This is a genomic window from Saccharibacillus sacchari DSM 19268 (assembly GCF_000585395.1).
Classification (GTDB): domain Bacteria; phylum Bacillota; class Bacilli; order Paenibacillales; family Paenibacillaceae; genus Saccharibacillus; species Saccharibacillus sacchari.
In genome coordinates this window covers 3978600-3994446 of the sequence record NZ_KK073875.1, presented here as the reverse complement: position 1 = coordinate 3994446, position 15847 = coordinate 3978600, and the positions used below count along the sequence as shown (strand labels likewise).

Genomic DNA, 15847 nt, shown 5'->3' with positions numbered 1-15847 from the left:
TCCTTTTATGATAGGCGGTTGCGAAGCGTTCGAATCAGGCCGATTCTTCCGGCAATTCGGGCAGATACAAGGTGAAGGAACTGCCTTGGCCTTCCGTGCTGTCCAGCGTCATGCAGCCGCCGAGCAGTCTGGCAAACTCCCGGCAGATCGACAGGCCCAGTCCGGTTCCGCCGTACATGCGTTCCGTGCTGCCGTCGGCTTGACGGAACGCTTCGAAAATGACTTCGCGTTTGTCCTCCGCGATGCCGATTCCCGTATCTTGAACGGTAACGGCGATCGCGGACATGGCGGCTTCGGCGCCGGGAGCGGCGCAGGGAAGATCGCTGATTCGAACGGGATGAAGCGTACAGGAGATTTTGCCCGACGAAGTAAATTTGAACGCGTTGGAAAGCAGGTTTTTAACGATTTGCTGCATGCGTTTGCCGTCCGTATAGAAAAAAGCGGGAATATCTTCGGCAACCTTGATTTCGAATTCGATATTTTTTTGACGCGCGAGGGCGTCGAAGCCGTAATGGATCAGTTCAGGGAAATCGCGTAGCGAAAAGGCTTCTCGATTGATATCCAGCAGGCCGGCTTCGACCTTCGACAGATCCAGCACGTCGTTGACGATGCTGAGCAGATCTTCGCCCGAACGATGGATGATATCCGCATAACTTTTGTTTTCTTTATCCGCATCTTCGGGGTTTTCCGCGATCAATTGGGACAAGATCAAGATACTGTTCAGCGGCGTGCGAAGTTCGTGCGACATATTGGCCAAAAATTCCGACTTGTACTGCGACGAAAGGCGAAGCTCTTCGGTGAGCGATTGCGATTCCTGCAGCAGCCGTTCGACTTCGATCCGTCCGGATACGCTTTGCAGCGCGATGCCGAGCGTCGAACGAAGCTGTTCGATCAGTTCATGGTGCAGCGGGGCGAACGGTTGAACGGAAGACAGTTCCAGGATGGCTTCGACATGGTCGTCCGCCTGGATCGGGATGATCCAGAGCTGTTTCGGGCGGAAGTCGCCGCTGCCTACCCGAAGCGTCGCGGCATGGTCGCCGGGAAGATCGATCAAAATTTCGCGCCGGTCGATAGCGGCTTGGCCGATCAGCCCTTCGCCGGGCAGAAAGCGTTTTTGCGTGCCCGGAGAGCTGCCGTCCGCGTAAGACGCGATACGCGAAAAGCTCGTTTTTCCGTCCTTCGTTTCGCGGATATAAAACAGTCCGCACGAAGCTTGAACGGCCGGAGCGACGATCGAAAGGAATTTTTGCGCCAACGCTTTTTGATCCGGCATTTGATGATACAACAGCAGCAGCTCGTTGAGTTTCATTTGCAGCCAGTTGGTCTCTTCGATCCGTTGATTGAACGCTCGGCTTCGTCGGTTGTGGTCTTCCAACGCATCCAGCATATGATTGTAACCGTTCGCGATATTGCCGATTTCGTCGTCCGTATCGATTGTCAAACGCGACATCCGTTCGACCGCTCCCGGATCGAAACGGTCCATCATATCCGTGATTCGCCTCAGGCTTCGTCCCGTGCCCCGGATAACCCAAGAGGCGCAAATCACTCCGATCAGGATGATCGCCAAAGCCGACACCGCGCTGACCATCAAAATATGACCGAAACGAGTATCCGCTTCCTCCTGCGCAGTCTGCATCCGATCTTCCTGCATCATCGTGTACTCGCCCAGATTGCGCAGCAGATTGGTCCGTATTCCTTGCGCTTCCTCGACGAAAAGGGTTGAAGCCGCTTCGGGATCGCCTCGGTCCAGCGCATTGTCGATGCGTTCGACGACGTCCATGTACCGATCGAGGCCTTGTTGGATAGAACCGAGCATGTTCGCGTTGGCGTCTTTGCCGATATGAAGCTGAAGATAAGAGAGATGGTTGTACGCAGCCTGACTGCGCCTGTCGATCTGGGCGAGGTGGGAAGAGACCTGCTGCGGATCGTTTTCGTTGATCAGATAACCGACTTCGCTGTCGAGATAAGCAAAATTGTTGCGGAAAGCGGCGGAACGGCTGACTTTATCGTAGCGTTCATCCATAATTTCCGATAAGTTCTGACGGACTCCGTCCAGCATGGCGGCCAGAACGATGAGCAGAATCATTAGGGAAAAAAGGATCACGCCGAAGCCGAGTAATTGTTTTTTTCGATAGCTCATCATGGGTCTTCCTGCTTTCCGGTCCGACCGAACTGTAGCGCATGCGCTTTGTCAAACGCGGTCAACGTACATGTGCGGTCGGTTCTGTAAGGTAATGGATTGGCGTTCTACACGTTGTTTACCTTAAAGGCGGAAGCTTGAAGCAAAAGGCGGGGAGAAGATGTACAAGCGGACGAGAATATGTTATATTATTCACAATTAAAGATTTAAACATTTGAACGGTGAAAGGAGGTGAATCCTTTGCTCGATCTCCAGGATTTGCTCCCTTATTTATTTTCAATCAGCTTAATCTTGATCTTGCGTTATTTTTATCTGTTGTTTTTGTATGGCGGGTTGTCCTTTACGTGGTTTATCGCCGGTAATTACGATTATCGGAACTACTTTAATCTTATTCCCGCGCCCCACGGTACCGGCGCGCCTTCCAGGCTGAGTCGGATGATCCGGCGCCGCGAAGCCCCCGATGATGACGGCGGTGATTGCTTTTCCTCGTGCGATGACGTTAATTCGAACTCACGAGGAGGAAAAGCAGCATGGTACAAGGAAATACGCAGTCCAAAGGATTCATTTTCAGCTCGAAAAGAGGCAAGTTTTTCGCATTAGCGGTATTGATCGGTATGGTGGTTCTGTTGTCGGGATGCGGCATGCAGAGCGGCGAAATCACCAGCTCGACGCCCGGATTTTTTAACCACTATATCGTATTCCCGATCTCGTATCTGATTCAGCACCTGGCAGGGTGGTTCGGCGGCAGTTACGGCATCGGGATCATCTCGATTACGTTAATCGTTCGCTTGGTCTTGTTCCCGCTTATGATGCGTCAAGCCCGTTCGCAGCAGCAGATGAAAGTCAAGATGAGCGTGATGCAGCCGGACATGGACGAATTGAAGAAGAAGTACGAGAACAAGAAAGACCCTGAACAACAGAAACAAATGCAGCAAGAAATGATGGCGATCTACCAGAAGCATAAGTTTAATCCGCTCAACATCGGCTGCCTGCCTATCCTGATTCAACTGCCGATCTTGTCGGGGCTATATACGGCGATTCGGCTGACTCCGGAACTGTCGACGCATTCGTTCTGGTGGTTCAAGCTGGGCTCGCCGGACTGGATCATGGCGGTTCTGGTCGCGATTCTGTATCTGGTGCAAGCCAAAGTCTCCCAATACAGCATGACGCTTGAGCAACGCAAGCAGATGGCGATCATGGGCTACATTTCGCCGATCATGATGTTGTTCTTCTCTTTCAGCGCACCAGCGGCCATGCCGCTGTACTGGATGGCGAGCGGATCGTTCTTGCTGCTCCAGACGCTGTTGTTCCGCAAGATGTATCCGTCCGATCCTGATTCAATCGCGGCTATGCAGGCACAGCTTCCTGTGGTCGAGGAGACGGATAAGCCGGATAACGGAAATGACAAGCCTGGTAAAACAAATGCCAAATCTTCGCAAGCCGCATCGGTCAAAACGTCCCAAACGACGGGCACGGCCAAGACTGGCAAAAGTGCAAATACGTCAGGCAATCGGAATCAAGCTGCGAAAAAAGGCGGTAGTTCGTCTGTGAAAGGCAGCAAGAAGCCAGCAAAAGCTTAAGGCGACGGATAAGGATTCTACCCAATAAAAGATGAAGTCGATCCTGCACGTTTAAAAACATATCGCGATTCGGTGACGAAGCACGTCCCGCTTATTCTTCGGAATAGGTTGGGACGTTTTTTTGTTTTCAATTAGTCTTGACAAGGTGCTAGGGCGTGTCTTCAAACCTGCCAATGTGCATCTTTTGCCGCCTTTTCGTCCTCTGCTTCCATCGAGGTTTGAAGACACGCCCTAGCCGTATTTCCCAAAAAAATATGATCTGCAAAGGAGCAATGCTCATGAATAACAAAAAGCAATATGAAAAAGCTTATGCCTTATTTTTGGAATCACATCTTGCATGCCGAAACGGAGAACGCCGAGATCGGCTAAAGCGCGGGCATCTGTATGCCGAAAAGACGTTTTGCGAACATGTCTGGTGGCCGCTACAAGAGAATTTCGACCATTTGCATCCCGAATACGAAGTGTTGGATTGGCGGAGTCAACGATACTTTTGCGATTTTGTATGGATCAAGTCAGATACGAAAATCGCGATCGAAATCAAAGGGTACGGAGCGCATGTTCAGGATATGGATCGCCGCAAGTTCTGCAATGAGTTGAATCGTGAAACTTTTTTGACGGCTATGGGGTTTTAGGTGATTTCTTTCGCGTACGATGATGTGTCACAGCGTCCGGAATTATGTCAGACGCTACTGCGTATGGTTTTGGCGCGATTTAGCGGAGAAATGCAGCATTCGAGTTCGGATTCATTGAATACGCATATCGGAGAGATATCCGTGATTCGGTTGGCTTATGCATGGGGACGGCCTTTGCGGACGATTGATTTGAAAAGGCAGTTTGATTTGGGGTATCGAGCTTCCATTAAATTGATGCAATTGATGTGTGAGAAAGGGGTTTTTGAAGAGGTTAGAGGAAAAACAGGAAAGTACGTGAGCGGATACCGGTTGAAGAGTGAAGCGTTGAAGAAGCTTTGAAGTTATCGTCGCGGAACAAGAAGTTCAAGTATTCGTATTCAATCGTGCGTATAAGCAACAATTTCTAGGATTCAAGTCGATTTTCTATTTATTCTTGCGTATGAGCAACAATTTGGAGGGGTATTGGCTATTTTAGATGATATCGCTTGAAATTGTTGCTTTTTGGCAAGAATGGAGAGTAAAGTCGCGGCATTAGAAAAATATTATTGCTTTTTAGCAAGATTGATCTTAAAAGCATTTCATATCGACATGAACAGCAGAATACGCCTTACGTCCAAGCCTTGTTGCAGCTTGGATGTAAGGCGTATTTTAACGTATCAGTTACAATTGGATCGAATCTGGCATCAACTCACCGCACCGCCGACTGGCTCAAGTTCGCCGTCCGCATAAAGTTTCCGATGATCTGGTGGCCGATTCGACCTCCGGCAGTCAACAGCGACTCCGGATGGAACTGAACGGCGTAGATCGGCAACTCCCGGTGACGGATGCCCATAACGACGCCGTCCTCCGAACGCGCTGTCACTTCCAGCGATTCGGGCATACTGTCGGCGTGCAGGGAGTGGTAACGACCGACCTTGAATGCGCCGTCGATGCCTTCGAACAACGGGCAATCGGCGGTAGCCGTCACGTAAGCAGGCTTGCCGTGCTGCGGAACGCCCAGAATACCCAGGCTGCCGCCGAAATATTCGACGATGCCTTGCAGGCCGAGGCAGACGCCGAACAGCGGAACTTCGCGCTGCAGCGCCAGATCCAATACCTCGCGCATCCGGAAATCGTCCGGTCGTCCCGGTCCCGGCGATAGTACGATTCCGTCAAAAGCTTCGCCGCTTCGCAGCACGCGCAAAGCGGCCGGCGTACGGAGAACCAACACCTCGGCGCCCGTTTCTTTGAAGTAACCTGCCAGCGTATGCACGAAAGAGTCTTCATGGTCGACGAACAGTAATCTTTTGCCTACGCCAGGCTTGTTAAACGCTTGTTCCGCCGCGGAAAGTTCCGTTGTTGCGCCAATTGCCCGATTCCCGCGAACCGCTTTGAGCAGCGCCGCGCCTTTCGTCAGTGTTTCTTCTTCTTCCTCCGCCGGAATGGAATCGTAGAGTAGCGTCGCGCCGACCCGAATCTCGGCCACGCCGCCGCGGATCCGAATCGTGCGCAGCGTCAAGCCGGTATTTAACCCGCCGTCGAAGCTGTAAAATCCGACAGCGCCGCCGTACCAGTCGCGCGGGGAATCTTCATGATCTTCGATCCAGCGGATCGCCGCCTTTTTCGGAGCACCCGTGACCGTGACCGCCCACATATGCGTCATAAAGGCATCGAGCGCGTCGCAGCCTTCGCGCAGCGTGCCTTCCACATGATCGACCGTATGGAAAAGGTGGGAGTAGGTCTCGATCTGACGATGTCCGATCACGTTGACCGATCCCGGCTCGCAAACGCGCGATTTGTCGTTGCGGTCGACGTCGGTGCACATATTCAGCTCCGCTTCGTCTTTATGCGAATTGAGCAATTTGCGAATTTGTTCGGCGTCCTCGATCGGAGAAGCGCCGCGTTTGATCGTACCGGAGATCGGGCACGTTTCCATCCGTTTGTTTTCGACGCGCACGTACATTTCCGGCGACGAACCGACCAGATGTTCCGTGCCCAAATTGACGATAAAGCCGTACGGGCTCGGATTGATCTCGCACAGTCTACGGAAAACGGCGGAAGGCGCTTCCGGGCAAGGCTCGTATAAAGTCTGCGTCGGTACAACCTCGAACAGATTGCCGACTTTGAACTCTTCGATGGCGGTATCGACCAGGCTCGCGTAACGCCCCGGAACGTACTTTGGAAGTTGCGGCGGAGTTTTTTTGGAAGTTGTCGCTGTTGCCGTCTCCGGCGTTATGCGATCCAATCCGGCAGTCGACCGACCCTCCAGCGCAAAATCGTAACTCAACTTATACGCTTGCCCCATCTGACGGTCGACCATGACGATCTCGTCCGGAAGGTAAAGAACAACGTCTGGCCGCTCAAGCGTACGCTCGTGTTTAAGCGGCATCGGCTCGAATTGAAATACCAAATCATAACCGAACGCGCCGTACAGGCCAAGCTGCGAATCTTCCGGCGCTTCCAGCGCGTTCTTAATGCTGCGAATCAGCGTGAAGATCGAAGGGCGACGAGTGCGTTCTTCTTCGGACAGCAGTTCTTCTTCGTCTTCTTGATGTAGGATAGAACCGGAGATCAGACCGCCGTCGCGGGACAAATCGAATACAGGATCAGCCGACAGATGATGATGCAAAAAATCAAGCAGCAGATCGCCGCGTTCATTCAACGATTGAATTTCAAAAAGACCGCGCGAAGAGCGAAGCTCGATCGGCGGGTTTAAAAATCCGACGTCCCATCTCGAATAACGGCCGGGGAATTCATAGCCGCTAGTAAACAGGGCGCCGCGATGGCTGTCGATGTGGTCAAGAATAGGAGATACTGCCTCCGACGAGTCGAGAGGGGTTAAGGTACGCGTGATTTCCAGGTTCCCCTGGGTTACGTAAGTGGTTTGTTGTGGACTAAGAGTGGCTTGAAATTTCACTTTTTCTCCTCCTTCAATTCAGGCGAGGGTGGAGAGCAAAGAGAAAGAAAGTGATGGATATGTGATTGAAAATGGGGACTCGGCTCCGCTCAACTTGTCTCTGCTCTTGTCTCTGCTCAGGCTCTGCTGGTATAGGTAAATCGGCTCGGTCTTGCATGCGGACTCCTCCGCGGGCGTCCGGCTCTCCGGACTTATCGCAAATCATACCGGGTCAGCAGGCCGCTTGTCAATGCCGAGTCGAAGTTATGTCAAAGTTCCTTGGCACAAACACGCTACGGAACAGGCACGTATTGTCATTTTACCACACGTATGATAAACTCTGTTCACGCTTGGCGCATATGAGTAACAATAGATTTCCAAATCCAAAACGCGAGTGATAGGAAGAGTACGGTTGCCTGATTGACTACAGAGAATCCCGGTAAGCTGAGAAGGGACGTTAAAAGTCGACCTGAACCAAGCCCTATCCGACCATCTGATGAGCAGAAGAGAGTTCAGAGATCGTCCGCAGCGCTTCGGAATTCCGATCCGGAAGGATGAAGCGACAGGTGCTCCTGTTATAGAGCTAGGGTATAACCGTGGGGTGCCATAGGGCGCAGCCGCGACGTACCTGACGAGGCCGTTTGCCGTGAGGCGACGGCGAACCCGGAGTGGCACCGCGAATTCAATCCCGCCTCCGAGACGACAAGTCTTGGAGGTGGGATTTTTTAGTTTGCGCAAATTCGGAGACTCAATGGAGGAGGATATAAGTATGAACACAGACCATTTTCTCGGTAAAATCATTCAAAGCGACCTTGAGGCCGGAACTTATTCGCGTCCAATCGCGACTCGCTTTCCGCCTGAGCCGAACGGTTACTTGCATATCGGCAGTGCGTTTGCCATTTTAACCAATGCAGGAATGGCAGAGCATTTCGGAGGCAAATTCAATCTGCGCTTCGACGATACCAATCCGCTAAAAGAAGACATGAAATACGTTCGGGCGATCGAAGTGGATATCCGCTGGTTGGGTCTTGAACCGGAAGTGTTTTTCGGCTCTGATTATGCGGAGCATATCTACGAGTCGGCACTGCATTTGATTCGAAAAGGCAAAGCTTACGTGTGTGACTTGACTCCGACCGAGATGGCGATGTATCGGGGAACGCTGACGGAGCCCGGAATCGATAGTCCGTACAGGGAACGATCCGTCGAAGAAAATATGGATTTGTTCCGTCGTATGAAAGCAGGGGAATACGAGGCGGGAGCCAAAGTGCTGCGCGCCAAGATCGATATGAAGTCGCCCAATCCGACGTTGCGCGATCCGGCCCTTTACCGGATTATTCACGCTCCGCATTACCGGACAGGCGACACCTGGTGCATCTACCCGATGTATGACTTTGCCCATCCGATTCAAGACGCCGTTGAAGGCATCACCCATTCCCTGTGCTCGATTGAATTTAAAGATCATCGACCGTTGTATGAGTGGGTAATGAATGAGCTGGATATCCGGGAAGCTCCTAAACAAAGAGAATTTGGCCGCTTGAATATTACCGGAGTCGTGACCAGCAAGCGCTATTTGAGAGAACTGGTGGAAGGCGGGTTCGTTTCGGGTTGGGATGATCCCCGTCTCCCTACGCTGATGGGTTTGCGTCGAAAAGGGGTTACCCCTGAGAGCATTCGCCGATTCATTGGGGATGTAGGTATGATTCGAACGTCAAGCACCGTCGATATCGCTTTGTTGGATCATGCCGTGCGTCAGGATTTAAAATCTAAAGCGAGCAACGTCATGACTGTACTTGAGCCCCTCAAATTTGTCATCACCAATTATCCCGAAGGAGAGACGGAATGGCTGGATATCGAAAATAATGCGGAGAACGAATCTATGGGTAAACGACGTGTGCCGTTCGGTCGGGAGTTATATCTGGAACGAGAGGATTTTATGGAAGAACCGATAAAGGGATTCCATCGGCTCGCTCCCGGAAGAGAAGTGCGATTGAAAGGGGCCTATTTTATCACTTGCACAGAGGTCGTCAAAGATCCCGGGACTGGAGAGATTATCGAGCTGCACGGAACATATGACCCGGACACGCGGAGCGGAAGCGGCTTTAATGCCCGAAAAGTGAAAGCGACTCTTCATTGGGTTTCGGTTAAGCATTCCATTCAAGCAGAAGTCCGTCATTATGGCCCATTGTTGAAACCTGATGTTCGATTGACGGAATCCGGCAATGACTGGACATCGCTTGTCAATCCGGATTCTTTGGTCAAAATCACTCATGCGCGTGTAGAATCGAGTGTGACGCGCGCGACTGTAGGCGATCGATTCCAATTTATTCGTCATGGCTATTACGCGCTTGATCCGGATGCGGGGCCTTCGGGCGAAAGGGTATTTAATCGGATCGTTTCATTAAAAGATTCCAAACCTAAAGAGGCTGGCAAGTAAACCGGAATCTGGATCGCATTTCTCGAAAGACTCGTATATGTTAAAAGCATCGGTAAACGCTTCGCTTCGGCGGAGCGTTTTTCTATGAGGAGTCACGGAAGCGGCTTGCAAAATATTAAAAAGAGGTCTATAGTAAACATATGAGCAATCACTCATATGTAATCGAAAAGAGGGCGAACTACATGAGTCAGATCCCAGGTGAAAAACAATCATTCGCACAACGTCGTTCCAATGAATATCCGCTTCATGACAGTCATGAACACGACCATTCCGATTCTCATCAGCATAATGATCACGCGCATAACCATGCCTCTCGCATCGATCATCATTCAGCTGGTTCTGGCACCCCTCGTAAAGCGCATAATCACGGCGGCCACGGTCATTCGCATGGGCCGGGAGGACACTCCCATACGCATAACGCGAATAAAAAAGCACTTAAATTATCGTTTTTCCTGATCGCATCCTACATGGTTGTCGAAGTCATCGGGGGCCTTGTCACCAACAGCCTGGCTCTGTTATCCGATGCCGGGCATATGCTAAGCGACGCTGTAGCGCTAGGACTCAGTTTATTGGCAATGATCTGGGGCGAACGCCGGGCAAGCAACGCGAAGACTTACGGCTATAAACGCTTTGAGGTTCTGGCTGCTTTCCTGAACGGTCTGGCGCTGCTGGGCATCTCATTGTACATTTTCTACGAAGCTTTCCAACGTTTCTCCGATCCGCCGAGCGTCATGAGCACAGGCATGCTGACGATTGCCGTTATCGGTTTGCTTGTTAACATCGCAGCCGCTTACCTTCTGATGCGGGGCGATGCGTCGGAAAATCTGAATATTCGAAGTGCTTTCCTGCACGTCATCGGAGACCTGCTCGGCTCGGTCGGCGCGATCGTCGCGGCGATTCTCATTATGGCTTTCGGTTGGGATCTGGCCGACCCGATCGCCAGCGTCATCGTAGCTGCTTTGGTTCTGCTCAGCGCTTACCGCATTACGCGCGACTCCGTGCATATTCTGATGGAAGGCACACCTGCCGGTTACGATGCCAACGAAATTCGCAAAGCACTTTCCGAGATTCCCGGCGTGCAAAACATACATGACCTGCACATCTGGTCCTTATCCTCCGACCTGCCTCTATTCAGCGGTCACCTGACACTCAATGACGCAGCCGACGGCCCCGCCGTACTAACGCAAGCCCGTAATCTCCTAACCGAAGAATTTGGCATCTCGCATATCACCATCCAACTCGACCTGCCCGGCTTCGATTGCAAAGTCAGCGACGACTAACGCAGCAAGTCCCAAAAAGCAAACGCCTTTGCAACGCCAAGAAAGGGAAGCCCCAAATTCCGGGCTTCCCTTTTCTATTATCCAAAAAGATCTTGATCTTGAAAACAGCTTCCAGCGGAGGGAGAAATTCAGTGAAAGACGCCTTTGAACGAGTAAAGCTGTAAGCTTTATTCGTGAAACAGCGTCTTGTAAAGCATTTCGAAGAAATGCACTTCGGAAGCGTATGCTGGCAATTTCTCCCGCAGCGCCCAAGCTTCTTCAGCGAACAGGATCTTCCCCTCACCCGTGCTTCAAATGCTGCAGCGTCTGAGCAAAAATCTCCTCCACATGCCGATCATCGAGCGAATAAAACACCGTCTTGCCCACTTTGCGTCTTTTCACAATACGAGTGTTGCGCAGATACCGAAGCTGATGCGAGACGGCCGATTGCGTCATATCGAGTACGATGCAGACGTCATGCACGCAGAGCTCTTTTTGCAACAAAGCATAAATGATTCTCACCCGAGTCGGATCGCCAAGAGCCTTGAACATTTCGGCCATATCTATAGTGGTGGACTCATCCACAAAATTTTCCTTGATCTGAACCAGCGTGTCTCGGGGAGCCGAGCTGTCTGCGCCTTCATGGCCGCACTCGTCCGTCAAATCTTCGCGTAGCGCTTCCTGTGTCACGCTTCATCACCTTCCCGTATGCGTCATGTGTTCATTATAACAAAAATCGTTGAGATTACGAATAGGCTTTTTTGGTTGAAAGCTTTGACTTCGGGGAAGGAGGGGGCTATAATCGAAATAACACATGAACATATGCTCATATATTATCCGTAATGTTTTTGAATAGCATCATGCAAGAGACAAGCCGGGAGGGATTGTTATGGGAACCGCTACGGGAACCGTCAAGCGCGAGTGGGTGCTTGAAGGATTGGATTGTGCGAACTGTGCGCTCAAGATCGAAAATAGCGTCCAGAAGATGCAAGGCGTATCTGCCTGTTCACTGAATTTCGTGAATAAAACGCTGACCTTTGAAACGGATTCGGAGCAAGAAGCGGAAGTGTCTTCGAAAGCTGCCGGAACGATTAAAAAGCTTGAGCCTCATGTACGGATTGTATTGAAAGGAACCAGACAGCCGGTTGACGCTAAGGGACGTATTGTCCAGGCTTCCTCAAGTGCGGTAGCTACAGCTTCTTTCGGTCATGCACACAGCGGAGCATCCGATACGCATGGTCAAGATTCGAAGCAGAGTGAACATGGACATACGCATACAGGCCAAGACCATGAAAGTCACGATCATAGTGATCATGGGCATGCCGGACACTCCCATGATCACGACGGAAGTCAAAAGACGCTGTTAATCCGGCTTGGGGTAGGGGCGATGCTTATGGCAACGGCATTGCTCGCTCCGCTTAACGGAGGCATCGAGCTGGCATTGTTCCTGCTGGCGTATCTGACCGTTGGCGGCGATGTCGTCTTGCAAGCGGTGAAGAACATCTTCCGCGGGCAAGTCTTTGACGAATACTTCCTGATGTCGGTTGCGACGATCGGTGCTTTCGCAATCGGCGAATATCCGGAAGGCGTAGCGGTCATGCTGTTCTACCAGGTAGGCGAGTTCTTCCAGAGCCTGGCTGTCAATCGCTCACGCAAATCCATTACGTCGCTGCTAAACATTCGTCCCGATTACGCGAACTTGAAAATAGACGGAGAAACGAAGAAAGTTAAGCCGGAATCGGTAGCTGTCGGTGCGTATATTCTGGTTCGCCCCGGTGAAAAAGTACCGCTGGACGGACGAATCATTGAAGGTTCCTCCTTGGTGGATACCTCGGCGCTCACAGGCGAATCCGTTCCTCGCGACGTGAAAGCCGGAGACGAAGTGCTCGGCGGATTCATTAATAAAAACGGCGTGCTGACCGTAGAAGTTATGCGTACGTTCGGTGAATCGTCGGTAGCCAAAATTTTGGAATTGGTTGAAAATGCGGCGGGACGCAAAGCGCCGACCGAAACGTTTATCAACAAATTCGCACGTGCCTATACGCCGATCGTAGTCATTACGGCACTGCTGCTGGCTGTTGTTCCGCCGCTCTTCATCCCGGGTGCCTTATTCTCTGACTGGATCTATCGTGCCTTAATTTTCCTGGTGATCTCGTGTCCTTGCGCACTGGTTGTCTCGATCCCGCTCGGCTTCTTCGGGGGAATTGGCGCAGCGTCGAAACAGGGCGTGTTGGTCAAAGGCGGTAACTATCTGGAAGCACTGAACCATGTAAAAGTAGTCGTGTTCGATAAAACAGGCACATTGACGCAGGGCAGCTTCAAAGTAACCGCGATTCATCCTGAAGCCGGTTTTGAAAACGAACAATTGTTGGAAGCTGCCGCTTATGCCGAACTGCATTCGAACCATCCAATTGCGGATTCGATCCGCGAAGCCTTCGTTGGTGAACTAGACGCGTCCAAAGTGAACGATTACGAAGAAGTATCCGGACACGGCATCCGCGCTCGGTTGAATGGGTCGACCGTACTGGCCGGCAACGCGAAGCTGATGCGCGTCGAAGGCATTTCGTTCACCGAAGCTTCGGATGCCGGCACAGTCGTACACGTTGCGGTTGACGGACGTTACGCGGGTCGAATCGTAATCGCGGACGAAGTAAAGTCGGACTCGGCGGAAGCCGTTCGCGGTCTGAAAAATCTGGGCATTCGCAAAACGGTCATGCTGACCGGCGATGTCCGAAGCGTGGGGGAATCCGTCGGACGCAGTCTCGGAATCGATGAAGTCCACGCCGAATTGCTGCCCGAGCATAAAGTCGAACAGATCGAGAGACTTGATCGGGAAAAAGGCGCCAAAGAAAAAATCCTGTTCGTCGGCGACGGTATCAACGATACGCCCGTGCTGGCACGCGCCGATATCGGCGTGGCGATGGGCGGTCTCGGCTCCGACGCCGCAATCGAAGCCGCCGACGTCGTCATCATGACCGACGAACCGTCGAAGATCGTGACCGCGATCGGCATCGCCAAACGCACTCGCCGCATCGTATGGCAAAACATCATCTTCGCCCTAGGCGTCAAAGCCGTCTTCCTGATCCTCGGCGCTTTCGGCATCGCCACCATGTGGGAAGCCGTATTCTCCGACGTCGGCGTCACTTTGATTGCCGTACTGAACGCCATGCGGGTGCTACGCACACCGATCCCGCCCCAAGCCACCCAGCCATCCGAACCCAGATCGGTTCAGACTTCGTTGTAACGAGTAACTTGGCCGTATTTAATTTAAGGTTTTCGATAGTCGCAACCTTACTTATAGCATTGATGTGTTACCGGTATGTTCTCAACTTTTGCTATTCATCCTCTCCTAATAAATGATAGCTGCCATCATTCATTCAATTAAAAACCAATCAAAACAAAGCCCTCTCGCTAAACGAGAGGGCTTTGTTTTGACGATATCCTGTTCTTTAAGCAGCTTCGCAAGCAAGGGAGAAATTCAGTGAACGACGCCTTTGAGCCCGAGAATTTTAGAGTGGACCTTAGGGTCAACTCTAAAATTCTCGGGCGAGACAGCGGCTTGTGAAGCATTTCGAAGAAATGCACTTCGGAAGCATATGCTGGCAATTTCTCCCGCAGCGCCGCCTCAAGCTCCCTTAACGAACAGGAACTTTTCGGCTAATCCAAAGCCGTCCCGCCTCACCCCAACATCCCCAAAAACCGCGAAGCGATCCCGAAATAAATAAACAACGACAAAATATCGTTCAACGTCGTAATGAGCGGTCCCGAAGCGACGGCCGGATCGACTTTGAACCGACTGAGCAGCAGCGGGATGCAGGTACCCGTCAGCGTCCCGATAATCAGCGTCGCCAGCAGCGAAATGCCGATAATCCCTCCGAGTATCCAATCCCCTTGCCAGAAATAAGCGATAAGCGTAATAAGGATGCCGCAGCATACGCCGATCGAGACGCCTACGACCAGCTCGCGCCGTATCAGTTTCCACACGGTCTTTGCCGTTAGCTTGCGTCCGTTCAGTCCACGCACCACGACCGCAAGCGACTGCGTGCCCGTGTTCCCGGTCATGCCCGCGATCATCGGCATAAAGAACGCCAGCGCCACGATCTGCTGCAACGTATCTTCGAAATATCCAACGATGCTTCCTGATACCAGCCCGATAAACAGCAGCAGGATCAACCACGGAAGACGGCGACGAACCGCGACGAAAGCCTTAGTGTCAAAGTCGATATCTTTGCCGCCGCCGCCCATTTTCGCGACGTCTTCGTCCGCTTCGGACACAACGATATCCAGAATGTCGTCCACCGTAATCACGCCGCACAGCTTTTGCGATTCGTCGATTACCGGCAGCGCCAGAAAATCATAGTCCTGAATCAATCGGGCCGCTTCTTCTTGATCCATCGTGACGGGGACGGTGATTACGCGTTTTTTCATCAGGTCGCTAATCGTAGCGTCTTCCGCGGCGAAAAACAGATCATGATACGACACGACGCCGACCAGTCTTTTTTCTTCATCGACAACATACAGATAACTGATCGTGTCGGAGATCGAAGCAACGCGGCGGATGTGCTCCGTGGCTTGCCTCGGCGTATCTTCTGCCGAAATCGCAATAAAGCGCTCCGACATCAGTCGTCCGACGCTTTCCGGCGGATAGCTCAGCAGCTTGCGCAGCGAAGTCGCGCTGCTGACCTGCATGCTGGATAGCAGCTCTTCGCGCTTATTGGGCGTCAAATCATGCAAAAAGCGCGCCAAATCGCCTTCGTCCATCTGCTGCATAACGTCGATCGAACGCTCCGGTCCCAGAATGCCGAAAATCTCGACCTGTTCGGCATTGCTGGTCGATTCGGTCAGATCCGCAAGCTGTTCGATCGGCAGCAAGTGCAGGAATCGATTTTGATCATGGGGCAAAAGTTCGTGATAAATCTGTACAAGA

At 51.9% G+C, this 15847-nt stretch carries 8 protein-coding genes and 1 pseudogene; 5 read left to right on the top strand and 4 right to left on the bottom strand.

What is annotated here, in order from left to right:
• Positions 1-34: 34 nt before the first annotated feature.
• Complete coding sequence (locus SACSAC_RS17250; protein ID WP_037288652.1) at positions 35-2140, bottom strand: sensor histidine kinase; 2106 nt, start codon at positions 2138-2140, stop codon at positions 35-37.
• 530 nt (positions 2141-2670) lie between these two features.
• On the opposite strand from SACSAC_RS17250, the pseudogene yidC reads away from it, so the two are divergent.
• Both yidC and SACSAC_RS28490 read left to right on the top strand, forming a co-directional pair.
• A pseudogene (gene yidC / locus SACSAC_RS17245) lies at positions 2671-3471 on the top strand (membrane protein insertase YidC); the annotation flags it as partial.
• A gap of 527 nt (positions 3472-3998) precedes the next feature.
• Entirely contained in the window at positions 3999-4352 is a 354-nt protein-coding gene (locus tag SACSAC_RS28490; RefSeq protein WP_245608658.1) for a hypothetical protein, read from the top strand.
• A 688-nt stretch (positions 4353-5040) separates the two neighbouring features.
• On the opposite strand, the gene SACSAC_RS17235 is transcribed toward SACSAC_RS28490, so the two are convergent.
• Positions 5041-7248 carry an anthranilate synthase component I gene (locus SACSAC_RS17235; protein ID WP_037288650.1) on the bottom strand — a complete coding sequence of 736 codons (2208 nt, stop codon included), beginning with the start codon at positions 7246-7248 and terminating at the stop codon, positions 5041-5043.
• A gap of 730 nt (positions 7249-7978) precedes the next feature.
• Here SACSAC_RS17235 and SACSAC_RS17230 point away from each other — a divergent pair.
• Both SACSAC_RS17230 and SACSAC_RS17225 read left to right on the top strand, forming a co-directional pair.
• Positions 7979-9661: a glutamine--tRNA ligase/YqeY domain fusion protein gene (locus tag SACSAC_RS17230; RefSeq protein WP_037288648.1), complete on the top strand. Its 1683-nt coding sequence runs from the start codon at positions 7979-7981 to the stop codon at positions 9659-9661.
• Between the two features lie 182 nt (positions 9662-9843).
• The gene (locus SACSAC_RS17225) at positions 9844-10941 is read left to right on the top strand and encodes a cation diffusion facilitator family transporter (protein ID WP_084778154.1); all 1098 of its coding nucleotides are present in this window, start codon (positions 9844-9846) and stop codon (positions 10939-10941) included.
• A 279-nt stretch (positions 10942-11220) separates the two neighbouring features.
• Here SACSAC_RS17225 and SACSAC_RS17220 read toward each other — a convergent pair whose 3' ends face one another.
• Entirely contained in the window at positions 11221-11529 is a 309-nt protein-coding gene (locus tag SACSAC_RS17220) for an ArsR/SmtB family transcription factor (protein WP_051507534.1), read from the bottom strand.
• Positions 11530-11809: 280 nt separating this feature from the next.
• On the opposite strand from SACSAC_RS17220, the gene SACSAC_RS17215 reads away from it, so the two are divergent.
• Positions 11810-14164, top strand: a complete 2355-nt coding sequence (locus tag SACSAC_RS17215; protein WP_037288645.1) for a heavy metal translocating P-type ATPase — start codon at positions 11810-11812, stop codon at positions 14162-14164.
• 434 nt (positions 14165-14598) lie between these two features.
• On the opposite strand, the gene mgtE is transcribed toward SACSAC_RS17215, so the two are convergent.
• On the bottom strand, positions 14599-15847 hold a 1249-nt coding region (gene mgtE, locus SACSAC_RS17210; RefSeq protein ID WP_037288643.1), incomplete at its 5' end, for a magnesium transporter.

Bases quoted from the DNA above. Each gene is read 5' to 3' on its own strand.
- SACSAC_RS17250 (WP_037288652.1), bottom strand. From the start codon at position 2,140: ATGAGCTATCGAAAAAAACAATTACTCGGCTTCGGCGTGATCCTTTTT.
- SACSAC_RS28490 (WP_245608658.1), top strand. From the start codon at position 3,999: ATGAATAACAAAAAGCAATATGAAAAAGCTTATGCCTTATTTTTGGAA.
- SACSAC_RS17230 (WP_037288648.1), top strand. From the start codon at position 7,979: ATGGAGGAGGATATAAGTATGAACACAGACCATTTTCTCGGTAAAATC.
- SACSAC_RS17225 (WP_084778154.1), top strand. From the start codon at position 9,844: ATGAGTCAGATCCCAGGTGAAAAACAATCATTCGCACAACGTCGTTCC.
- SACSAC_RS17215 (WP_037288645.1), top strand. From the start codon at position 11,810: ATGGGAACCGCTACGGGAACCGTCAAGCGCGAGTGGGTGCTTGAAGGA.